19 protein-coding genes are annotated in these 18,540 nt (G+C 62.7%); 4 read left to right on the top strand and 15 right to left on the bottom strand.

The genetic code is table 11. The annotated features are described in order from the left end of the window. Positions 1–915 carry a hypothetical protein gene (locus tag BM222_RS01705; protein ID WP_244546984.1) on the top strand — a complete coding sequence of 305 codons (915 nt, stop codon included), beginning with the start codon at positions 1–3 and terminating at the stop codon, positions 913–915. A 5-nt stretch (positions 916–920) separates the two neighbouring features. On the opposite strand, the gene BM222_RS01700 is transcribed toward BM222_RS01705, so the two are convergent. Both BM222_RS01700 and BM222_RS01695 read right to left on the bottom strand, forming a co-directional pair. Then, on the bottom strand, positions 921–1,703 hold the full coding sequence (locus BM222_RS01700) for a Crp/Fnr family transcriptional regulator (protein WP_092226535.1): 783 nt from the start codon (positions 1,701–1,703) through the stop codon (positions 921–923). Between the two features lie 187 nt (positions 1,704–1,890). Next, positions 1,891–3,492, bottom strand: coding sequence for an alpha-amylase family glycosyl hydrolase (locus BM222_RS01695; protein ID WP_092226534.1), 1,602 nt, complete (start codon positions 3,490–3,492; stop codon positions 1,891–1,893). A gap of 350 nt (positions 3,493–3,842) precedes the next feature. On the opposite strand from BM222_RS01695, the gene BM222_RS01690 reads away from it, so the two are divergent. Then, positions 3,843–4,049, top strand: a complete 207-nt coding sequence (locus BM222_RS01690; protein ID WP_092226533.1) for a hypothetical protein — start codon at positions 3,843–3,845, stop codon at positions 4,047–4,049. A 27-nt stretch (positions 4,050–4,076) separates the two neighbouring features. After that, the gene (locus BM222_RS01685; protein ID WP_092226532.1) at positions 4,077–5,048 is read left to right on the top strand and encodes a cation diffusion facilitator family transporter; all 972 of its coding nucleotides are present in this window, start codon (positions 4,077–4,079) and stop codon (positions 5,046–5,048) included. 18 nt (positions 5,049–5,066) lie between these two features. Here the strand turns inward: BM222_RS01685 and BM222_RS01680 are convergent, their stop codons facing one another. The 13 genes from BM222_RS01680 to BM222_RS42775 all read right to left on the bottom strand — a co-directional run bounded on the left by BM222_RS01680 (position 5,067) and on the right by BM222_RS42775 (position 17,676). Continuing rightward, the gene (locus BM222_RS01680) at positions 5,067–7,385 is read right to left on the bottom strand and encodes a glucose/quinate/shikimate family membrane-bound PQQ-dependent dehydrogenase (RefSeq protein WP_502690861.1); all 2,319 of its coding nucleotides are present in this window, start codon (positions 7,383–7,385) and stop codon (positions 5,067–5,069) included. Positions 7,386–7,467: 82 nt separating this feature from the next. Beyond that, complete coding sequence (locus tag BM222_RS01675) at positions 7,468–7,848, bottom strand: c-type cytochrome (protein WP_092226530.1); 381 nt, start codon at positions 7,846–7,848, stop codon at positions 7,468–7,470. Between the two features lie 11 nt (positions 7,849–7,859). After that, a complete protein-coding gene (locus BM222_RS01670) occupies positions 7,860–8,495 on the bottom strand; it encodes a c-type cytochrome (protein WP_092226529.1) in 636 nt (211 codons plus the stop codon). After that, on the bottom strand, positions 8,495–9,334 hold the full coding sequence (locus BM222_RS01665; RefSeq protein ID WP_092226528.1) for a substrate-binding domain-containing protein: 840 nt from the start codon (positions 9,332–9,334) through the stop codon (positions 8,495–8,497). Before BM222_RS01665 ends, BM222_RS01670 begins: the two co-directional genes overlap by 1 nt. Continuing rightward, positions 9,318–11,165, bottom strand: coding sequence for a methanol/ethanol family PQQ-dependent dehydrogenase (locus BM222_RS01660; protein WP_092226527.1), 1,848 nt, complete (start codon positions 11,163–11,165; stop codon positions 9,318–9,320). Before BM222_RS01660 ends, BM222_RS01665 begins: the two co-directional genes overlap by 17 nt. Positions 11,166–11,277: 112 nt before the next feature. Further along, positions 11,278–12,015, bottom strand: coding sequence for a heme-binding protein (locus tag BM222_RS01655; protein WP_092226813.1), 738 nt, complete (start codon positions 12,013–12,015; stop codon positions 11,278–11,280). Positions 12,016–12,152: 137 nt separating this feature from the next. Further along, on the bottom strand, positions 12,153–13,073 hold the full coding sequence (locus BM222_RS01650) for a cytochrome c oxidase assembly protein (protein ID WP_092226526.1): 921 nt from the start codon (positions 13,071–13,073) through the stop codon (positions 12,153–12,155). Then, positions 13,061–13,414, bottom strand: a complete 354-nt coding sequence (locus BM222_RS01645) for a hypothetical protein (RefSeq protein ID WP_092226525.1) — start codon at positions 13,412–13,414, stop codon at positions 13,061–13,063. Before BM222_RS01645 ends, BM222_RS01650 begins: the two co-directional genes overlap by 13 nt. Further along, positions 13,411–14,010, bottom strand: coding sequence for a cytochrome c oxidase subunit 3 (locus BM222_RS01640; RefSeq protein WP_092226524.1), 600 nt, complete (start codon positions 14,008–14,010; stop codon positions 13,411–13,413). The genes BM222_RS01645 and BM222_RS01640 overlap by 4 nt, the downstream gene beginning before the upstream one ends. Continuing rightward, positions 14,007–15,914: a cytochrome c oxidase subunit I gene (gene ctaD, locus BM222_RS01635; protein WP_177242975.1), complete on the bottom strand. Its 1,908-nt coding sequence runs from the start codon at positions 15,912–15,914 to the stop codon at positions 14,007–14,009. Before ctaD ends, BM222_RS01640 begins: the two co-directional genes overlap by 4 nt. A gap of 2 nt (positions 15,915–15,916) precedes the next feature. After that, positions 15,917–16,927, bottom strand: coding sequence for a cytochrome c oxidase subunit II (gene coxB, locus BM222_RS01630; RefSeq protein ID WP_092226522.1), 1,011 nt, complete (start codon positions 16,925–16,927; stop codon positions 15,917–15,919). A gap of 56 nt (positions 16,928–16,983) precedes the next feature. Next, on the bottom strand, positions 16,984–17,544 hold the full coding sequence (locus BM222_RS01625) for a DUF421 domain-containing protein (RefSeq protein WP_092226521.1): 561 nt from the start codon (positions 17,542–17,544) through the stop codon (positions 16,984–16,986). Between the two features lie 9 nt (positions 17,545–17,553). Further along, entirely contained in the window at positions 17,554–17,676 is a 123-nt protein-coding gene (locus BM222_RS42775) for a hypothetical protein (RefSeq protein ID WP_283810212.1), read from the bottom strand. 329 nt (positions 17,677–18,005) lie between these two features. Here BM222_RS42775 and BM222_RS01615 point away from each other — a divergent pair, with 329 nt between their 5' ends. Further along, positions 18,006–18,479: a metallophosphoesterase family protein gene (locus tag BM222_RS01615; protein WP_092226520.1), complete on the top strand. Its 474-nt coding sequence runs from the start codon at positions 18,006–18,008 to the stop codon at positions 18,477–18,479. Positions 18,480–18,540: the final 61 nt, after the last annotated feature.

Raw genomic sequence — 18,540 nt, 5'->3', positions numbered from 1 at the left:
GTGGCGAACGGGTGGCTGGAGGCGATGCGGGCGGGCGACTTTGCGCGCGCCTGGGCCATCAGCGACCGCGATCTCGCGGTGTCGCCGCATCCGCCGAAGCATGCTGGTCCGCGTCATCTTCAGCGAATCTGGCGTGGAGAGGCGATTGCCGGCAAGCATGTCCTCGTGCGCTGCTATCACGGGCTTGGCGACACGATCCAGTTCCTGCGCTTCATGCCGCTTCTTCGGAGTGTGGCGCGCAGCGTCACGGTCTGGTGCCAGGCCGAATTGTTGCGGCTGGTGGAGCGCACGGCCGGGGTGGATCGCGCGCTTGTAATCCATGACGGGACACCAAACGTCGAGTTTGACGTCGATATCGAGATCATGGAGGTTCCGCATGCGCTCAAAGTCGGACGCGAGCAGATCGAGATGCGGGCGCCATATTTGAGCCTGCCGCCGAGGACCATGTCTGTTTCAATCGGTCGCGAAGGTCTGGCCGTCGGCCTGGTTTGGGAGGTCGGTCAATGGGACAAGCGGCGGGCCATTCCCGCTGCATTGTTGCGACGTCTCGCTGTCCCCGGCGTGGCGCTTCACGCGTTGCAGAAGGACGCTGGGACTGAAGATCTCACGCACATCGGCGCACGTGACATCAGTACGTCCGAGATCGCGACGCTTGGTCATCTGCTCACTCAGCTCGATCTCGTCATTTGCGTCGACACCATGGTTGCGCATCTTGCGGGTGCGCTCGGACGCGAGGCCTGGGTGCTGCTGCACGCAGATTGCGACTGGCGATGGCCTTCATCCGTATGCCGCTCGCTCTGGTATCCGAGCCTGCGGCTGTTTCATCAGAGGACGGCCGGAGACTGGGGTGCCGTCATCGCGGAGGCGAGCAATGCACTGCGGCGGCGCGTGAAGTCTCGGCAGAGCGCCCAATGACGTGATCAGGCCGGTACAACGTCGGCTCTAGCCGCTCCCGATTGTGCTTGCTGCGGGGTTTGGTCGCGTCGCCGGAGACCGAGATAGGCGGGATCGAAGCGGGCCAGCCGGACCAGTCCGGGCCAGTCCGGGATCGTCAAGGTCTTGCCGTGCCAGTGCAACAGGTTGCAGCGACGCAATTCCTGGATGGTGCGGTTGGCGTGGACCGGGGAGATGCTGCAGGCGGCGGCGAGGTCGGATTGGGTAAACGGCGAGGACAACCTGAAGTCCCGCGCGAGCCCGACGTTTTGCAGGCGGGCCGTGATCTCGCAGAGCAGGTGCGCCGCCCGCGTCAAGGCGTCACGACTGCCGAGGTTTATCGTCCAGTTGCGCTGTATGGCATGGTCGCCGATCAGCATCAGCAGCAAGGCGCGGGAAATTGCAGGCGAGCGTATCGACAGCTCGCGAAGACAGCGATGCGGAACGAAAGCGACAACGGCCGGGCCGAGCGCAATGAGGTTGCCGTCGATACAGGGCCTGTAAAGCGTCCGGAGGTCAGCGATGTCGCCGGGAACGGAGATCGAGGTGATCTGCCCTTCCGATCCATAGGCATCCTGCCACGACAGGTAGCCTTGGAGCAGCAGGCAGCATTGATTGCTGGCGTCGCCGTGACGCAGGATCGCCTGATGCGAACCGAAATGCGCAATCGTGCTCGGCATCTTGGTCAGCAGATCGAGGTCGTCCGCCGTCAGTTCAGCGAGATTCGCCAAATGGTCGGCGAGCTTGGAGAAAGCAAATCCAGTCTGCATTTGTCGTCCGATCGTGCGCTGCCCAGCGTCACTCTGACCGGGTGAAAAAAGGCGGGCAATAACCTTTGATAATCCACGGACGACGTGTGGGCACCATCGTCGATCTCCGAAGTTGCCGCTGCCGCGGTTCCTGAAGGGAATGCCGGGACGCCGTTTCGTGCCTCCGGCACGGGGCACACACGTCCGGTCATCGGGGCTCGAGTGCGATGATCACCCCTTCATTGCCGCGAAGAAGGATGGAGGCATCCGGCGCTGGCTTCGACGTTCGGTCAAGATGGGTCGATAGCAGCAGATGACCGCGACCCTGCCAATGCCACTTGCGTGGCTCGGCAGCGATGTTGAGAGCGATCAACATCTCCTCGCCGTTTTGTTCGCGCTTGAACGCAAGCACGCTGTTCTGGGATCGCAGCGGCTCGTAGTGGCCTTGACGAAGGCATGCATGTTCGTGCCTTAGGCTCATCAACGCGCGAAACAGTGCCAGGATCGATCGCTGGTCGCTCTGCTGCGCGCTGACATTGGCTGAGCCCTCCGGATCGAGCGGCAGCCATGGGCGGCCCTTCGTGAACCCGCCATTGACGCTGCCATCCCATCGCATCGGCGCTCGCTCGGGATCGCGGCAGAGGCCGTAGCCCGGCACGAGCTTTTCGAAGGGATCATGGACGAGATCGGGCGGGATCGAGACGCGCTTGCGGCCGATCTCGTCGCCCATGTAGAGGAATGGCGTTCCCTTCAAAGTCATCAGAAGCATCGCCAGGAGACGCATCTGGGCTTCGCCGATCTTGCTCGCGATCCGCTGCTTGTCGTGGCCGCCGATGACCCACACCGGCCAAGCGCCCTCGGGCAGGGCATTGAAATACGCATCGATCGCCGCCTGTAGCGAGAATGCATTCCAAGGTGTATCCAGCAACACGAAGTTGAGGGGCAGGTGCAGCCGCGGTCGCTCCGTGCCGTAGAAGTGACCGATGCGGTCGGTTTTGCCCTGAACTTCACCGCACAGCAGCCGCCCGGGATATTCGTCGATCACGCCGCGGATGAACTCGATGCACTGCATCGTCTCGGGCCGATCGTCGGTAAACACCGGGGTCTGGCGCTGCGGTGGCGGCTTGCCCTCGGCCTCCGGATTGGGTGGGTTGTCGCGCAGGTGCGCGTCCTTGATCAAGACCGCGCTGGCATCGACGCGAAAACCGTCGACGCCCCGATCGAGCCAAAAGCGCATGACGTCCGCCACGGCCGCGCGCACGTCCGGATTGCGCCAGTTCAGGTCGGGTTGCTCGACCAGAAATGAATGGTAGTAGTATTGCCGCCGCGCCTCGCACCATTCCCATGCGCTGCCGCCGAAGCGGCTTAGCCAATTGTTGGGCGGCCCGCCGTTCTCGGCAGCGTCGGCCCAGATGTACCAGTCGGCCTTTGCGCTGTTGCGCGAACTGCGGCTCTCGACGAACCACTCATGGTCGTCGGCGGTGTGGTTTGGGACGAGATCGAGAATGAGCCGGATGCCGGCCTGATGCAGGGCGGCGAGGAGCTCGTCGAACTTGTCGATGCTGCCGAAGGCTGGATCCACCGAGCAATAATCGGAGATGTCATAGCCGAAATCGCGGAAAGGGCTCTTGTAGATCGGCGTGAGCCAGACGGCATCGACGCCGAGCCATTTCAGGTAATCAATGCGCGACATGAGGCCACCGAGATCGCCCTTGCCGTCACCGTCGGAATCCTGAAACGAGATCGGCGCGATTTCGTAAATGGATGCTGATCGCCACCACAGGCTCTCGTCAGGCAACATCGCAGTCATCGTCTCGTTTGACCTTGCATTGCCTTGAATGATTTCGCTCTCGAGACTTCATGAATGCGGTATGCGCTGCAATCCGCTGTGGCTTGTTTCGTACTACGATACATCTAAGTTCGGGACCGCGCGATGGTTGCTATTGCTGACGCCGATCTCTGAAGCCCGCGACGCAACACGTCGCATCAGTTCGGGCCGCAAAATCGGATTTATTAACCTATTGAAGTGCCGGAACCTGATTTCGGTCGCAATCTACAAACGATGCCGGCTTGGGCCGCCCCAACCGACACGAGATTGGCCCCGGTGCCATCCTCCCGCCGGGGCCATTTTCCCTACGAACCACCAACCCCGAACTGAAAATGACCGCCAAACGTAACCGCAGGAAACAGACGCAACCGCTTCAGCAACGCTTGATGTCATTTGCCGAAAACGCCCGCGACCGCGCCTACCGCATGCCTCCCGGCAAGGAGCGCGAGATGCTACTGCGGCGCGCCAAGCAGAACGAGGTGACCTCGGACTTGACCGACTGGTTGAGCGCTCCCGGCTACCGAAGACGTGGAGAATGACGATGTCGCACCAGATGGCGGCCGGCCATTAGGGCGACCGGGAACAAGGCCTGGTCTTCCACGAGGATAGCCGTCTACGCGGCACTGGTCGGAAACATCCTGGTTGCCGTCACCAAGATCGGCGCAGCGCTATGGACGGGGAGCTCGTCGATGACGAGCGAGGCCGTCCATTCGGTCGTGGATACCTCCAACGAGGCGCTGCTGCTGTATGGCTATCACCGGGCAACCCGGCCCCCGAACGAGGCGCATCCGCTCGGTCATGGCCGCGAATTGTACTTTTGGAGCTTCATCGTTGCCCTGCTGATCTTCGCGCTCGGTGCCGGCGTTTCATTCTTTCAGGGCGTCATTCATGTACTGCGGCCGCAGCCGATTGAAGATCCTGTCGTCAGCTACGTTGTGCTGGGATTATCCTTCCTGTTCGAAGGAGCCTCCTGGTTGATCGCTTTGCGGCGTCTGGAAGCGGACGGTCGACGATACGGATATTATCAGGCGTTCGTTCGCAGCAAGGACCCGCCTGCCTTCGTGGTGCTGCTTGAAGACAGCGCAGCACTCACTGGGATCGTCATCGCGGCGGCCGCAACGGCGGCTGCTGTCTTGCTGAAGCAGCCTGTCTGGGACGGTATCGGGTCCATTCTGATCGGAGTTCTGCTCGGGATCACCTCCATTGCGCTCGCGCGCGAGAGCAAGAGCCTCCTCATTGGCGAGCCGGCTGATCCCGAGCTCGCACGGTCTATTCTTGCTTTGGCGCGGCGGTTCCCTGGCGTGCTTCGCGCCAACGGTGTGCTGACCGTGCAGCTGTCTCCGACCGAGGTGGTTGCGGCCCTCAGTATCGAGTTTTCGGATGAGGAGCGCGCGAACGAAATCGAGCAGCTGGTCGTTGCGATCGAATGCGATATCCGGAAACACCATCCCGAGGTGGCGGCCATATTCATCAAGCCGCAGACGCAGGCCCGATATCGACGCGTGCGAGCGGATCGGTTCGACGACGGGAAGATGTAGCGCGCCTCGCAGCCGGCCTCATGGCAGCGTGTAGGCCCGCACGTAATCGCCGAGTTTGGTGCCGAACGAGCCGTGGCCGCCGTCGACCGTTACGACATATTGCTTGCCGCCGCTCTCATACGTCATGGGCGTTGACTGGCCACCGGCAGGAAGCCGGTCCTCCCAGAGTTTCTTTCCGTCATTGACATCGAACGCCCTGATGTAGTCGTCCATCGTTCCCGAGATGAAGAAGACGCCGCCTGCCGTCACCATCGGACCGCCCAGCATGGGAACGCCGAGCTTGAACGGCAGCGGAACAGGGGCCTGGTCACGGATCGTGCCGATCCGATGTTGCCAGACAACCTTGTTCGTCTTGAGATCGATGGCTGCGACGTCGCCCCAGGGCGGCGCGAGGCAGGGGATACGCAGCGGCGAAAGGAAGATGCCGAGGTCGACGCCGTAAGGGGCTCCATACATCGGCTGCACGCCCAGTTCGGTGCCGGGCGGATGCGCTGCATTCGGCGCGGCCGGATTGTCCTTTCCGCGAGGCACGAGGCGGGAAATGAAGGGGATGGATTGCGGGTTGGCGATCGCGATCTGTCGCCGCGGATCGACGGCGATACCGCCCCACTCGAACATGCCGAAGTCGCCCGGGAAGACCAGCGTGCCTTGCTCCGACGGCGGCGTGAACGGTCCTTCGTAGCGCAGGCGCTTGAATTTGATGCGGCAGGCGAGCTGGTCGAACATCGTGCTGCCCCACATCTGCGCGCCGGTCAGCATGCCGCGCGGGCGGAAGCTCAACTGCGAAAATGGCTGTGTCGGCGAGAGCCGGTCGCCCGGCGCGGGGCCCTGCGGCACCGGCTTTTCCACCACGGGCACCAGCTGATGCCCGTCGCGGCGGTCGAGCACGAAGATGTCGCCGGTCTTGGCTGGAATGTAAATCGCGGGAGTTATCTCATTTCCGGAGTGAATATCCACCAGACTCGGTTGTGACGGCATGTCCATGTCCCAAAGGTCATGATGGACGTTCTGGAACGACCAGCGCAGCTTGCCAGTCGCGATGTCGAGCGCGACCATCGCCGAATCGTAGCGCTCCTTGTCCGCCGAGCGATTGCCGGCCCAGATATCGGGAGAACTCGAGCCGAGCGGGACGTAAACAAGCCCCAGATTCTCGTCAACCGCGGAGATGCTCCACGAATTCGGCGAACCGGCCGTGAAATGATGCGAGGCCGACGGCATCTCGTTCGGATCGGAATTGCCGGCATCGAACGCCCAGATCAGCCGTCCCGAATAGATATCGAAGCCGCGGATCACTCCCGACGGCACACGGTCGGAATAATTGTCGATGACCGCGCCGCCCACGATCAGGACCTTGTCGGTCGCCACCGGTGGCGAGGTGCCTTCGTAGAAGCCGAGCGTGGTGACTTCGCTGCCTTCCTTGAGATCAATCTGGCCGTGGTTGCCAAAGTTTTCGCAAGGTTTGCCGCTCTGCGCGTCCAGCGCGAACATGCGACCATCGTCCGTCGGCAGGAAGATTCGTTGGGGGCACTCGCTCGGAGCGGCCGTCCCATCCGCGGTCTGTGCGCCTGACTTGGTCGCGTGGTAGGCGACACCGCGGCAGGTCATGTGCTGAAAGGCCTTGTTGTGCCGGACTTGCGGGTCGAACTTCCACCTCAGCTTGCCGGTCGCCGCTTCCAGCGCGAACACGATCTGATGCTGCGAGCAGGTGTAGAGGAGGTCGCCGACCTTCAGCGGCGTGGCCTGGTTGGTGATCTCGTCGGGATCGTCGGGTCCCTTGTGGTCGCCGGTCCTGAATTCCCAGGCCAGCTTGAGGTCCTTCACATTGTCCTTGGTGATCTGGTCCAGCGAGGAATAGCGCGTGCCAAAGCCGGTGCTGCCATAGGCTGTCCAATCCTTACCCGCTGCGGGCTCGGACGATGCGGACGAAGTAGCGCCCGATGCGTTGTGCTCGGGCAGCGTTCCGGCAATCGCACGACGATCCCTGGTAAGGGAAACGCCGAGCACGACAATCGCGATGATCAACACGAGTCCGAGCGCCGATCGCGCCGCCCGCAGGCGCGGCATCAGGCGTGACGATACGAACGGCAGCAGCAGCCACACGCCGATCGGTGCCAGAACATCACCGCGGGGGGCCAGCGACCAGAAATCCAGCCCGACCTCCCACACCGCCCAGCCCATCGTACCGAGCAGCAGTGCGGCATAAACCCAGAGTGCTGCGGCGCTGCGGTTCGCAAGCAGCCAGCAAGTGAACAGGAGAACGATCCCGGCAATTACATAGTAAGGGGAGCCGCCCAGGGTTGTGAGCCAGACGCCGCCAAGGAGCAGATACAGGCCCATGATGGTGAGAACAACAATGGTTATGGCAAGCCAAGGCGTTTCGCGGAATAAGGTTTTGATGGAGATCATCGGGGCTGCTCGGCTATTTCAGCGTATAGAGAAACGCCGCGATATCGCGTGCGTCCTTCTGCGGGATGCCCATTCTGGGCATGGCGTTACCTGGTAACGCCTTCTGCGGATCTTCGATCCAGGCGGCCATGTTGTCGGGCGAGTTCTGGATGTAGCCGGCGATATAGGTGCGCGTGCCGACGCGATGCAGCGGCGGGCCGACATTGCCGTCCGCGCCGGCAATGCCGGGAATGTCGTGACAGCCGCCGCAATGATAGTTCTTGACGAGGTCGGCGCCCCTGCGCGCGTCGCCGTTGAAATTGTCGGCGCTCGCAGCCTCGGTCTCGCCGCAGCCGATCGCCGCCACGCCCAGGAGCGAGGCGATCAGCAATCGTGCGGCAAGAATGTCGCCCATTCGTCACCCGATCACGGCTTCTGGCCGAAGCTGAACGACTTGGTCGCCGACCAGGGGTCTGTCGTCGAGACCTGCTCGCTGGGTACCTGCTCGACTTCAGGTGAGAGCGGGTTTGCCGAGAATGTGCGGCCCCATTGATGGCTCGGTTCGTTGCTGATCTTGCCGATGTACGTCACGAGGTCCCAGATCACGCTGTCAGGCAGTACCCCGCCCCAGGCCGGCATTCCGTTCGGTCGGCCCTGGTAGATCGAGAGATAGATATTTTCAGGCTGGGAGCCGTAAGTGAACGTGCTGTTGCTCAGCGCCGGACCCATGCCCCCGCCGCCGTTGGAGGCATGGCAGCCGATGCAGTTGAAATTGACGAAATACGTCATCCCGCGTTGCTCCGCATTCGGATCGCCCTGCGCGGGGTTCTTGATTTGTGGTGGATCCGGCTCCGCGCCCGGATGGAGATGACTGATCGGAACCTGCATGAACACGCCGGGCCGACCATTGCCGACACTACCGCCGAAGTTCGGCCGCGGCGCCAACGTCGGCATCTGTGCCTCCTGCGATTGCGGCAGGGCCTGCTGGGCAAGTACGACGCCTTGGGGCGTGGCCGTCAGCAGCAGTGACAACGCGCTCGCGCGCAATGCTTGGGCCGGCATCACTCATGACCTCCCGATGCTGTGATCGGCGTCTCGACCAGCGGCACGCCAAAACTTCGCAGCAACGACGCAATCTCGGACCGATGCGCGTCGATGAATGCGTTCAGCCGGTCGCGCAGAGCGTGGTCGCCCCTGCGCACGCCCATCGCGATCGCGAACTGGAATTGCTGGGGTGCAAAGCGTTCGCCATCCTGCACGGGCGTGACCGTCAGGGGCACGGTCGAACGCTGGGCGAAGTAGCCGCCCAGCGGTCCCCAGGCGGCGGCGACGTCGATGTCGCCGTGCTCGACCGCCTCGATCAGGCGCGCTGGCGGGTCGGCTTGGCGATAATCGCCGTAGATCGAGTAGCCGCGAACGTTATCGACGATACCCTGCTCGCCGAGAGCCTCCGCAGGTGGCGGATTATTGCCGTCGTCGCCCACGAGATGTACCCCGATCATCAAATGGCGAAGGCGCGGGTCGAGCAGGGAGGACAGATCGAGGTGCTGATCGCGTCGGGTGACGAACACATAGGTGGAGCGATAATACGGCTTGGTGGTCTCGACCAGGTCGTAACCGGCAGGCACACCCATCACCACGTCGCATTTTTCGGCCTTCAAGGTATTGCGGATGAAGCCGCGGCGCTGCGCCCACCAGGTGTAGGTGACCTGTTGCCCGAGAGCCTGCGCGACCATCGTCGCGAGCTTGTTTTCGAAGCCGGCCCCCGCGTTGTTGGAAAACGGCAGGTTGTTCGGGTCGGCGCAGACGCGGAGTTCACCATCTGGCGCGGCGACTGCCGGCGAGGCAAGCCCGATCAAGGCGCCAAGAGCGATGGCGGCGGAGTCACTGCGCAGGCGCATGGCTGCTGTCCTGACCATTGGGACTGCCGAGCTTGAACACCAGCAGCTCGCTGCCGCCGGCGGTGTAGAAGGGCAGGTCTTGTGTCGCGCCGGTGAATCCGAGCGCACCATTGCGAACGCGCGGATCTACTTCCGCGTTGGCCACCGCACCGGGCCAGCCGCCCACACCCGACAGGATTGCGATGTACTGCTGGCCGTCCGAGCCGCGATAGGAGATCGGCTGGCCAATGAAGCCGGAGCCGGCGCGGAATTGCCAGAGCACGTGCCCGTTCTTGGCGTCCACCGCCTTGAACAGCCGGTCCATGGTTCCGTAGAACGCGACGTCACCCGCGGTCACGAGCGCACCGCTCCACACCGGCAGCTTCTCGTGGATCTCCCAAGCTTTCTTGCGTGCGATCGGGTCCCACGCCATGAACTCGCCGCGATAGCCGCCGGGACCGGCATACATGTCGACATCAGCCCCCACATAGGGCGTGCCGGCGATGTAGCCGACCTGCGATGCCTTGAAGTTCATGCAGAGGTGCTGATGCGGTACGTAGAGCAGCTTGGTATGCGGCGACCACGCCGTTGGCTGCCAATCCTTGGCGCCGGGAGCGCTCGGGCAGATATTTTCGATGGTCTTGCCGAGAAGCGGGGTCTTTTCGTCGTTGGGGATGATTTTACCGGTCTTCAGATCGACGCCTTTGTAGCTGTTCACGTACTCATAGGCGTCCGCCGAGATCACTTCGCCGGTGGTGCGATCGATGACATACATGTAGCCGTTGCGGCCGGGATGGATCAGTACTTTGCGTTTCTGTCCGTTGAGCTCGATATCGACCAGCACGTTCTCGTTGATCTCGTCATGGTCGAATAGATCGTGCGGATTGACCTGATAGGCCCATTTCGCGTGGCCCGTATCGGGATCACGCGCGAAGATCGTCGTGCTCCAGAGATTGTCGCCGGAGCGCTGGTTTGCATTCCAGGGACTTGGATTTGCGGTGCCGTAATAAATTAAGTTGAGATCCGGATCGTAGGAAATCCATCCCCACATGGTGCCACCGCCGACCTGCCATCGATCCGCGGGCCAGCTCTTGACGCCGAGATCCTTGCCCTTGAGGTTGTCGTAGAACGGCTTGAAATCGTCGCCGATCAGCACGTCCTTGTCGGGGCCTGTTGCATAGGCACGCCAGGATATCGCGCCCGTGTTTTCGTCGAGCGCGGTGACCCAGCCGCGCACGCCGAGCTCGCCGCCGCTGTTGCCGATCAGGACCTTGCCCTTCACCACGACGGGTGCCATCGTGATTGTCTCGCCCTTGTTGATCTCGCCGAGTTTCGTGTGCCAGAGCTCCTTGCCCGTTTTGGCGTCGATCGCGACCGAGTGATTATCAAGCGTGTTGAGAAACACCTTGCCATTGTCGAAGGCGAGACCGCGATTGACGACGTCGCAGCAGGCGACGCCCGCGGCGGCGGGCTCCGGTTTCGGTGCATACGACCATTTCAATTCGCCAGTGGTGGCATCCAGCGCAAAGACGCGGTTGGGGTAGGGGCCCGCATAGGGGCCAACCACGTACATGGTGCCGTCGACCACGAGCGGCGCTGCCTCCTGGCCGCGGTCGGCACCGATCGAGAATGTCCAGGCGAGCTGGAGGTGCGATGCGTTGCTCGCGTTGATCTGGTCAAGGTCGCTGAAACGCGTATTGGCGTAATCGCGGGCGGCCATCGGCCATTGACCCGGGTCTTTCATCCGGCCGGCCAGATCGCTTTGGGCAACGGCAGGCGACAGCAACGCGCCGCAGGTGCAAAGCCCACTGATCGCTCGGCGCAATAACCGCCCGACGCGAGGGATTAACATAGGTGAATTCTCCACGGCATTGACAGGGCCGTGCCGCGTTGCAGGCCGCTTTGCCAACGTACAAACGTTGCGCCGACGCTTGGTTCCTAACCCCTGCCTCGAAGCGACGGTGCTACCGAACGACGTTGCCCGAGACGCCTGCGCCCAGATCGACCGCGATCTGATCCTCTTTGCCGTTGCACTTGGGGTGGCCAAATCCGGACGGGCTTTTGCCGTCGGGCCCGATGTCGTAGATGATCGCATCCTTCATGTTCGGGCTGACCCCGGCTGGCACGCGGTCGAGACTGAGCTGGTGACGCACGCGCCAGGCGACATTGTGATCCGCGCAGGAGCTATCGCCGCTCACTCCGAGCGCGCCGGCGATCCCCTTGTCGTCGTACAGCGCAAGCCCGCCGCCGAACACGATGACGCCGCCAACAGGCTTGCCCACCATGGGATCGTGGTCGGTCCCAAACTGGTCCGGCGTGCCGCCGTAGATCACGTCAGGGGCAGGCGGGTTGCTCAACGCCGCGCCGAACAGGAATCCGCCGGGCTGGGCACCTGCATAGAGATTGGCGGTCGCCACCGCCTTGTCCTTCAGGCTGAATGCGTTCGCCGTGTTGGCCTTCTCAGCCGCAATCGCGCGGCTGCCGAGCCATTGGTCATCGACCTTGCTGCCGCTATAAGCGACGGCGCAAACGATGCCCTGCCGGTTCACGACGGCCGCCCACTCGTTGTTGTCCAGTCCGCCGTTGCTGGGCCCGCCGCCGGGCTTGACGCTTTTCTTGAGGATATCGGCGAGTTGATCATGGTCGACCGGGCAGGACATGGCGGGACGCGGCTGGTCTTGCGCGGTCGAGCCGTCCGGCATCGAGAAGGCTGCCGCGAGCAGGGCAGCGACTGTCAACGCTGGGTGTCTGGCCATGTGTCCTCCACGGTGGCTGTCAAACTCAACAGCGAACGTCGCTTGGAACGAGCGGTTCCTATGATGATCCCTCGCTTGTGTCGTCAGCCAGGACGCACGGAAGATAGGCCTGAATGCGCGTCCATCGCGGTCAGCCAGCGATGGGCGAAGAAAAGCGCGGCGCCGGTGTAGAGGACGCCCATGGGCACCCACATCAGCATCCCCGCAAGTTGCTGGTCTTCGAGCGGCGTCAGGCCGAATTCACCGGCGAAGGTGCCCTGAGCTGGGATCCATAGCCGTGTCGACAGTGTCAGCAGCGCACCAAGCACTCCGGAATGCAGCACCGTGACAAACAGGCAGACGATCGCGATGCCGTCACGGAGACGTACGCTGCGGCCCGATCCGCGGCCGTGCAGCAGCACCCACCAGAACAAAAGTGCAGTTGCAAAGAAGCTGACGTGCTGGAGGCGGTGAACCGCCGTGCTTTGCAGTGCCCAGGCATAGAGTGGCGGCGCATGCCAGATCCACAGCGCCAGGCCATGCAGGGCCGTCGCGCTGACGGGATGGCTGATCAAAGCCCACGGCTGGGCCACGATCGACCAATTCAGGCAACGCCCCGCCGCGGGACGAAGCGCGGCCGGCAAGCTCCACATCATCGGCCCGTTGATCCTGGCAAACGCCATCAAGGGAGCACCGACGAGCATGAGCAGCTCGTGCTCGATCATGTGGGCGGTGAACAGGCGCTCACCCAGCCAATGCAGCGGCGAGGTCAGGGCGAGCGCCACGACCAGCCATCCCGTCCAGAATGCGGCGACCTGGGCGAAGCTGACGCCGCGTCCGCCGCCGGCATGGTGCCAGAGCCGTTGCGTTCCCACGTAGAAGGTGATGCCGACGACATAGAGCGGGCTCAGAAGCCAGGGATCAAAGCTCCAGAGTGATCCCGGATCGACCTCCGAGATGCCATGGGCCATCGCCGGCCGGACAAGCAGACCGAGAAGCAACGCGAGTAGGCTCAGCGCAGGCATGGACTGATCATCAGCGAGGCCGCAAGCTGGTTGGCGATCACCAGCGCAAACAGGACGCCGCTGCCGACGCCGAGCCATGCCATGAACGACCGTGGACCGCCGCCTTGCGCATCGGCCCATTCGGCTCCGGCGCCGCGGCGAACCGCGCGCGCGGATATTGCGGTACCGGCGAGGGCGACGGTGGCCAGCACCGCGCTCATGATTGTGCCGCTTACCCGTGTCGTCTCGCAGGAGAAATGAGCGAACGCGTAGACGCCTTGCAGGTTGATCCCCCAGGCGAGCGGACCGAGGGCGACTCCGGCCCAATAGAGCAGCCGTGCATGAGTATCGTTGGCGGTCATAGGCGCGGCACCCAGTCGAGGAGGACGTAGAGCGGCAGCCAAGCCAGCACGACAAAATTCCAGTAGAACACGTTGTCGGTGACGTCGCTGAAGCGGCGCGGCTGGGCGTGCCGGGTGAACATCAGCACGGTCAGCACCACTGTGTCGCCGAGATCCGTGGCGAGATGGGTCGTGTGCAGTCCGAGGATCAGCCAGACGATTGATCCGTAGGCAGAATTGTCCCAGCGCGTGTTGAGATGGGCAAATTCGAAGCCGCGGAGGACCAGCAGCACGATGCCGATCAGCGACATCACGATGAGGCCGGCGCGCACCTTGGGAAGATCCTGCCGCAGTGCGACGCGATTGGTCATTTCGTTCGGGATGATGCTCAGCAGGTAAATCGCGACCTCGACCGTGCCCGGCCAGAGATCCGGCGGCGCGGCGCCGATCGGCCAACTGGTGTTGACGGCATAGAGATAAAGATAGGTGCCGATCGCGATGGCAAATCCCATGCCTTCCAGTGCCATGAAGCCCATGGCACCCCACCATGGGCCGCTCCGCGGGCCATAGCCGTAGGTTGGCAAGTCAGCGACGTTGCGGACGATGGTTTGTCTCACTCCTCGTCCTCCTTGCTGCCACTCGGCCAGAACCAGCCGATCAGCGCGACGGCCATCGGCGGCGTTCCCCAGAGCACTGCCCAAGGTGTGAAGATCGAGCCAATGAAGAAAATGGTCGTCGCGATCGCCGTGATCAGCGGCCACAGACTGGGCTCGGGCGAAGCTTCACGGGTCTGCGGCTCCGCTTCCGCAAGCGAGGTCAACAGAACCTCGCGTCGCTCTACACTGAGCCCCGCGACGACGGGCAGGCTATCGTTGTCGAACCATAGGGGATCGCGATGCTTGACGACCGGAATACGATCGAAATTCTGCGGCGGCGGCGGTGACGAGGTCGCCCATTCCAGCGTCGAGGCGTCCCATGGATTGTCGCCCGCGAGAGCGCCGCTGCGAAGGCTGATGATCACGTTGACCAGCAGGAGCGCAAAGCTGATTGCGAAAATCGCGGCGCCGCCGCTGGACAGAAGGTTCAGATGGGCCCAGTCCATATCGGCAGTATAGGTATAGACCCGCCGCGGCATTCCGATCAGCCCGAGGAGATGCATCGGAAAGAACGTGACATTGAAGCCGACAAAGGCAAACCAGAAATTCCATCGGCCGAGCCGCTCGCTGAGCATGCGGCCGGTTATTTTGGGGAACCAGTAATAGACGGCTCCGATAAGAGGGAAGACCGCGCCCCCGATCAGAACGTAATGGAAATGCGCGACCACGAAATAGGTGTCGTGCACCTGGGTATCGATCGGCACAGACGCGACCATGACGCCGGACAGGCCGCCAATCACGAAGATCACGATAAAGCCGAGTACGAACAACAATGGTGTTCGGTAGACCGGACGGCCATCCCAGAGCGTCGCCAGCCAGCAGAAAATCTGCAGCCCGCTCGGGACCGCGATCAGCATGCTCGATGCCGTGAAGAGGCCGGCGCCGAGCTGCGGCAGGCCGGTCACGAACATATGGTGGACCCACAGACCGAACGACAGGAAGCCGGTCGCAATCAGGGAAAGGATGACGACGGGATAGCCGATGACCGGACGGCGCGCGAAGGTCCCGAGGATCATCGACACCATCCCCGTGCCCGGAATGAAAATGATGTAGACCTCTGGATGGCCGAAAAACCAGAACAGATGCTGCCACAGCAGCGGATGTCCGCCCGAGGACGGATCATAGAAGCGGGTGTTGACGAGGCGGTCGAGGATCAGCGACGTCGATGCGACCATGATCGAGGGCATCGCGAACATCACCAGGAAGCTCGTGACCAGCATCCCCCAGACAAACAGCGGAATGCGGTCGAGCGTCATGCCGGGCGCGCGCAGCTTGAAGACGGTGACGACGATCTCCACGGACACCGCGAGCGCAGCGACTTCGGTGAAGGTGATCATCTGCGCCCACACGTCGGGCCGCTTCGTCGGCGTGTATTGCAGGGACGAGAGCGGGACATAGGCAAACCAGCCGACGTCAGGTCCGGTGTTGACCAGGAAGGAGATCCACAGGAAGCAGCCGCCGAAGAGATACATCCAGTAGCTGAAGGCGTTCAGGCGGGGAAAGGCGATGTTGCGCGTGCCGACCATCAGCGGCACGAGGTAGACCGCGAATGCCTCCATCACTGGCACGGCGAACAGGAACATCATCGTCGAGCCGTGCATCGTGAAGATCTGGTTGTACTTGTCTGGGGACAGGAACGTTTGCTCCGGCCCGGCCAGCTGAATACGCATCAGAACGGCAAGGATGCCGCCGAGGACCAGAAACGCGAAAGCGGTGACGATGTAGCGCCGGCCTACGACCTTGTGGTCGACCGACATGAGCGCGCCGAAAAATCCGGATGGTGTACGCCAGATGCTCTCGAGCCGTGTCGAAAGCTGCAGACTGCTCAGCCCGTCGTCCCGCAACTCGCGTTCGTCAGCCGCCATGCTCACTTGAGCTGCTCCAGATAATGAAGGATCGCGATGAGTTCGTCCGATTGCAGCGGCATCTTCGGCATGTAATTGCCGGGCTTGATGTGCTGGGGATCGGCGATCCAGGCGCCGAGCGTCGCCGGCGTCATCGGCAGCGTCCCGGCCGCAACGGTCGTGCGGCTGCCGACATGGGTCAGATCGGGACCGAGCTGGCCGCCGGCGAGCGTGCCTCGGATATTGTGGCAGAGCGCGCAGCCTCTTGCGCGGAAGAGCTGCTCGCCTTGCTTGCCAAGCTCATCTGTGGGGCTGTTCGCGTTCTCGTTTTCATGGTCGCGCCAGCGGCCGAATTCGTCCGGCGACAATGCCAGCACCGCGAAGGCCATATGGGCGTGCTGAAGTCCGCAGAACTCGGCGCACTGTCCGCGGTAGACGCCGGCATTCTTGGCCGTGAATTGCAGCTCGTTGGTCTGCCCCGTGATGAGGTCCATCTTGCCGGTCAGGCTCGGGACCCAGAAGCTGTGGATGACGTCGGCGGATTCCAGCTCGACCTTCACCGGCTGGCCGGTCGGAATCCGGATCTCGTTGGCGGTCGTGAAGCTTTGGTGCGGGCTGTCGCCCTCATACTGCACCTCCCACCACCATTGATGGCCGATGATCTTGAGCGTGAGTGCATTGCCGTCCTTGGCGAACACGGTACGCTGGCCGGCATAGCTCACGATCGAGAGCCCGAGCACGATCACGAGGGTCGCGAGCCCCAAGCCCAGCACGACGCGACCACTTGCTTGCTCGAAGGGCAGGTGCAGCGCCAGCGGCCGATCGGAAGCCCGCTTTCGTCGCAACATCGCGATGCCGAGCACGATCACGACGGCGATCCAGACGATTGCCGCTATGATCAGGAAGATGAAGAGAGTGTGAAGGATTCGATCGGACTGCAGTCCGTGCGGGTCGAGTGCCGACTGCCGCCCGGCGCACGCAGCCAGCGGCAGCATCACAAATGGCACCAAGGCCGTTCGCATTCTGACAGGCATCGATGTTCGCCGCGCTCCCCTGTGGAAGGCGGAACCGGTCAATCGTATGAAGGTTCCTATTCGTCGTCCGAGCGGTTGGCTGAATTGGAGCCGCCGAGCTCGGGGACGTCGGCGAGCGCGGAGGCGCCCGGGCCGAGCTCCTTGATGACACTGAAAGTGCCGTCCGCCTCAAGAACGACCGCGCCGACATCCTCAATGCGGTCAATGCCTTGATGCCGGATTGCGGCACGCACGTCGGCCTCGGCCACGCGCTGGCGCCGCATTGCGTCGTGCACAAATTGTCCGTCGTGAAGCAGAAGTGCGGGCTGCGGATTGACGACCACTCGTAGGCTGCTCCAGTGCGCCACCAAAAATGCGATGATGAATTGCAGCCCGATCAGGATGACGAACCCGACCAACGACTGCGCCACGCTGATGCTGCCTGAGAGAACGCTATTGGCAAAAGTTGAGCCGAGCGCGACTGTGACGATCAGGTCGAACGCATACCATTTGGCGAGCGTTCGAGGACCGGCGATGCGGAGCAGAACGACAAGCGCCACGTAGGTGACGGTCGTGCCGATGGCGGTGCGCAGGAGAGGCGCCCAACCTTGGAAGAAGATCTGTCCGACATGGTCCATCTGACCGGCCTAGAAGGGCCAGCCCTTGGTGGCGACCACGATGGCCGCATCGGCGACAGCCATCAGCAGCAGGACGATGATGACAGCGATGATTGCGCCCGGTTGGACGATCGCGCGAAGGTCTTCAAGCATCTGTCGAACCCTCCATCGCGTTCGGCTCCATCACCTCACGACGGGCTTTTGCGGGTCATCCCGGTGCTGGATAGCCTCCGTATTCCGATCCAGTTGGACGCGCGCGCTGCGCCGCACGTCCCGATCGTCTGACGCCGTACCAGATCGCTATGCCGAGGATGACAACGCCCAGGAACAGCAAATACCACGCTTTCACGGAACTATCTCCCAAAAGCATTCCAACGCCAGTGTTGCCCATTTGTGTGCTCCTGCTAGACAAGCCGGCAATGCGGGCCTCCAGTTGTCGTTCCTAAACGAGCCGGAGAGGCGCGGACCGGTCGAGGAGTGACATGCCCAGGATTGGAGTCATTTCTGATACGCACGGACTGCTTCGGCCAGAGGCGGAAAAATGCCTCGCCGGCGTCGCGCATATCATCCACGCCGGCGACATCGGCAGCGCCGACATCATCGATCGGCTTCGCCGGATTGCGCCCGTCACGGCCATCCGCGGCAATGTCGATGTCGGCGAGTGGGCAAGCGCCTATCCGGAGACGCAGACGGTGCGGATCGGCCGGCACTCGTTTTACGTCCTGCACGATTTGGCAGAGCTTCAGGACAGACCCGCCCCCGGCAACGTCGATGTGGTGATCCATGGCCATTCGCACAATGCGAGCGTCAAGACAGTTGACGGCGTCCTTTATCTCAATCCCGGGAGCGCCGGCCCGCGGCGGTTCAAGCTGCCGGTGACGCTCGCGACGCTGGATCTCGATGTGAGCGGTCCGTTGCAGCCTGTCGTCCACGATTTGAGCGGGCAGGTGCGGTGACGGATGCGTTAGGAACACTTCCGGCGGGGCTCCGTTAGAGCAGCTAATCTCCGGAGCTGCT

It is taken from the genome of Bradyrhizobium sp. Gha (genome assembly GCF_900113735.1).
Taxonomy (GTDB): domain Bacteria; phylum Pseudomonadota; class Alphaproteobacteria; order Rhizobiales; family Xanthobacteraceae; genus Bradyrhizobium.
The sequence above is the reverse complement of the archived record's forward strand: the minus strand, read 5'-3'. Positions and strand labels throughout refer to the sequence as shown.

Excerpts from the sequence above, each read along its gene's own strand:
- BM222_RS01655 (WP_092226813.1), bottom strand. The coding sequence starts at position 12,015 with ATGCCGGACGGCTCGACCGCGCAAGACCAGCCGCGTCCCGCCATGTCC.
- ctaD (WP_177242975.1), bottom strand. The coding sequence starts at position 15,914 with ATGGCGGCTGACGAACGCGAGTTGCGGGACGACGGGCTGAGCAGTCTG.
- BM222_RS42775 (WP_283810212.1), bottom strand. The coding sequence starts at position 17,676 with ATGCTTGAAGACCTTCGCGCGATCGTCCAACCGGGCGCAATCATCGCT.
- BM222_RS01680 (WP_502690861.1), bottom strand. The coding sequence starts at position 7,385 with ATGGGCCTGTATCTGCTCCTTGGCGGCGTCTGGCTCACAACCCTGGGC.
- BM222_RS01645 (WP_092226525.1), bottom strand. The coding sequence starts at position 13,414 with ATGACCGCCAACGATACTCATGCACGGCTGCTCTATTGGGCCGGAGTC.
- BM222_RS01660 (WP_092226527.1), bottom strand. The coding sequence starts at position 11,165 with ATGTTAATCCCTCGCGTCGGGCGGTTATTGCGCCGAGCGATCAGTGGG.
- BM222_RS01665 (WP_092226528.1), bottom strand. The coding sequence starts at position 9,334 with ATGCGCCTGCGCAGTGACTCCGCCGCCATCGCTCTTGGCGCCTTGATC.
- BM222_RS01615 (WP_092226520.1), top strand. The coding sequence starts at position 18,006 with ATGCCCAGGATTGGAGTCATTTCTGATACGCACGGACTGCTTCGGCCA.
- BM222_RS01650 (WP_092226526.1), bottom strand. The coding sequence starts at position 13,073 with ATGCCTGCGCTGAGCCTACTCGCGTTGCTTCTCGGTCTGCTTGTCCGG.
- BM222_RS01690 (WP_092226533.1), top strand. The coding sequence starts at position 3,843 with ATGACCGCCAAACGTAACCGCAGGAAACAGACGCAACCGCTTCAGCAA.
- coxB (WP_092226522.1), bottom strand. The coding sequence starts at position 16,927 with ATGCCTGTCAGAATGCGAACGGCCTTGGTGCCATTTGTGATGCTGCCG.
- BM222_RS01700 (WP_092226535.1), bottom strand. The coding sequence starts at position 1,703 with ATGCAGACTGGATTTGCTTTCTCCAAGCTCGCCGACCATTTGGCGAAT.
- BM222_RS01625 (WP_092226521.1), bottom strand. The coding sequence starts at position 17,544 with ATGGACCATGTCGGACAGATCTTCTTCCAAGGTTGGGCGCCTCTCCTG.
- BM222_RS01675 (WP_092226530.1), bottom strand. The coding sequence starts at position 7,848 with ATGGGCGACATTCTTGCCGCACGATTGCTGATCGCCTCGCTCCTGGGC.
- BM222_RS01695 (WP_092226534.1), bottom strand. The coding sequence starts at position 3,492 with ATGACTGCGATGTTGCCTGACGAGAGCCTGTGGTGGCGATCAGCATCC.
- BM222_RS01670 (WP_092226529.1), bottom strand. The coding sequence starts at position 8,495 with ATGCCGGCCCAAGCATTGCGCGCGAGCGCGTTGTCACTGCTGCTGACG.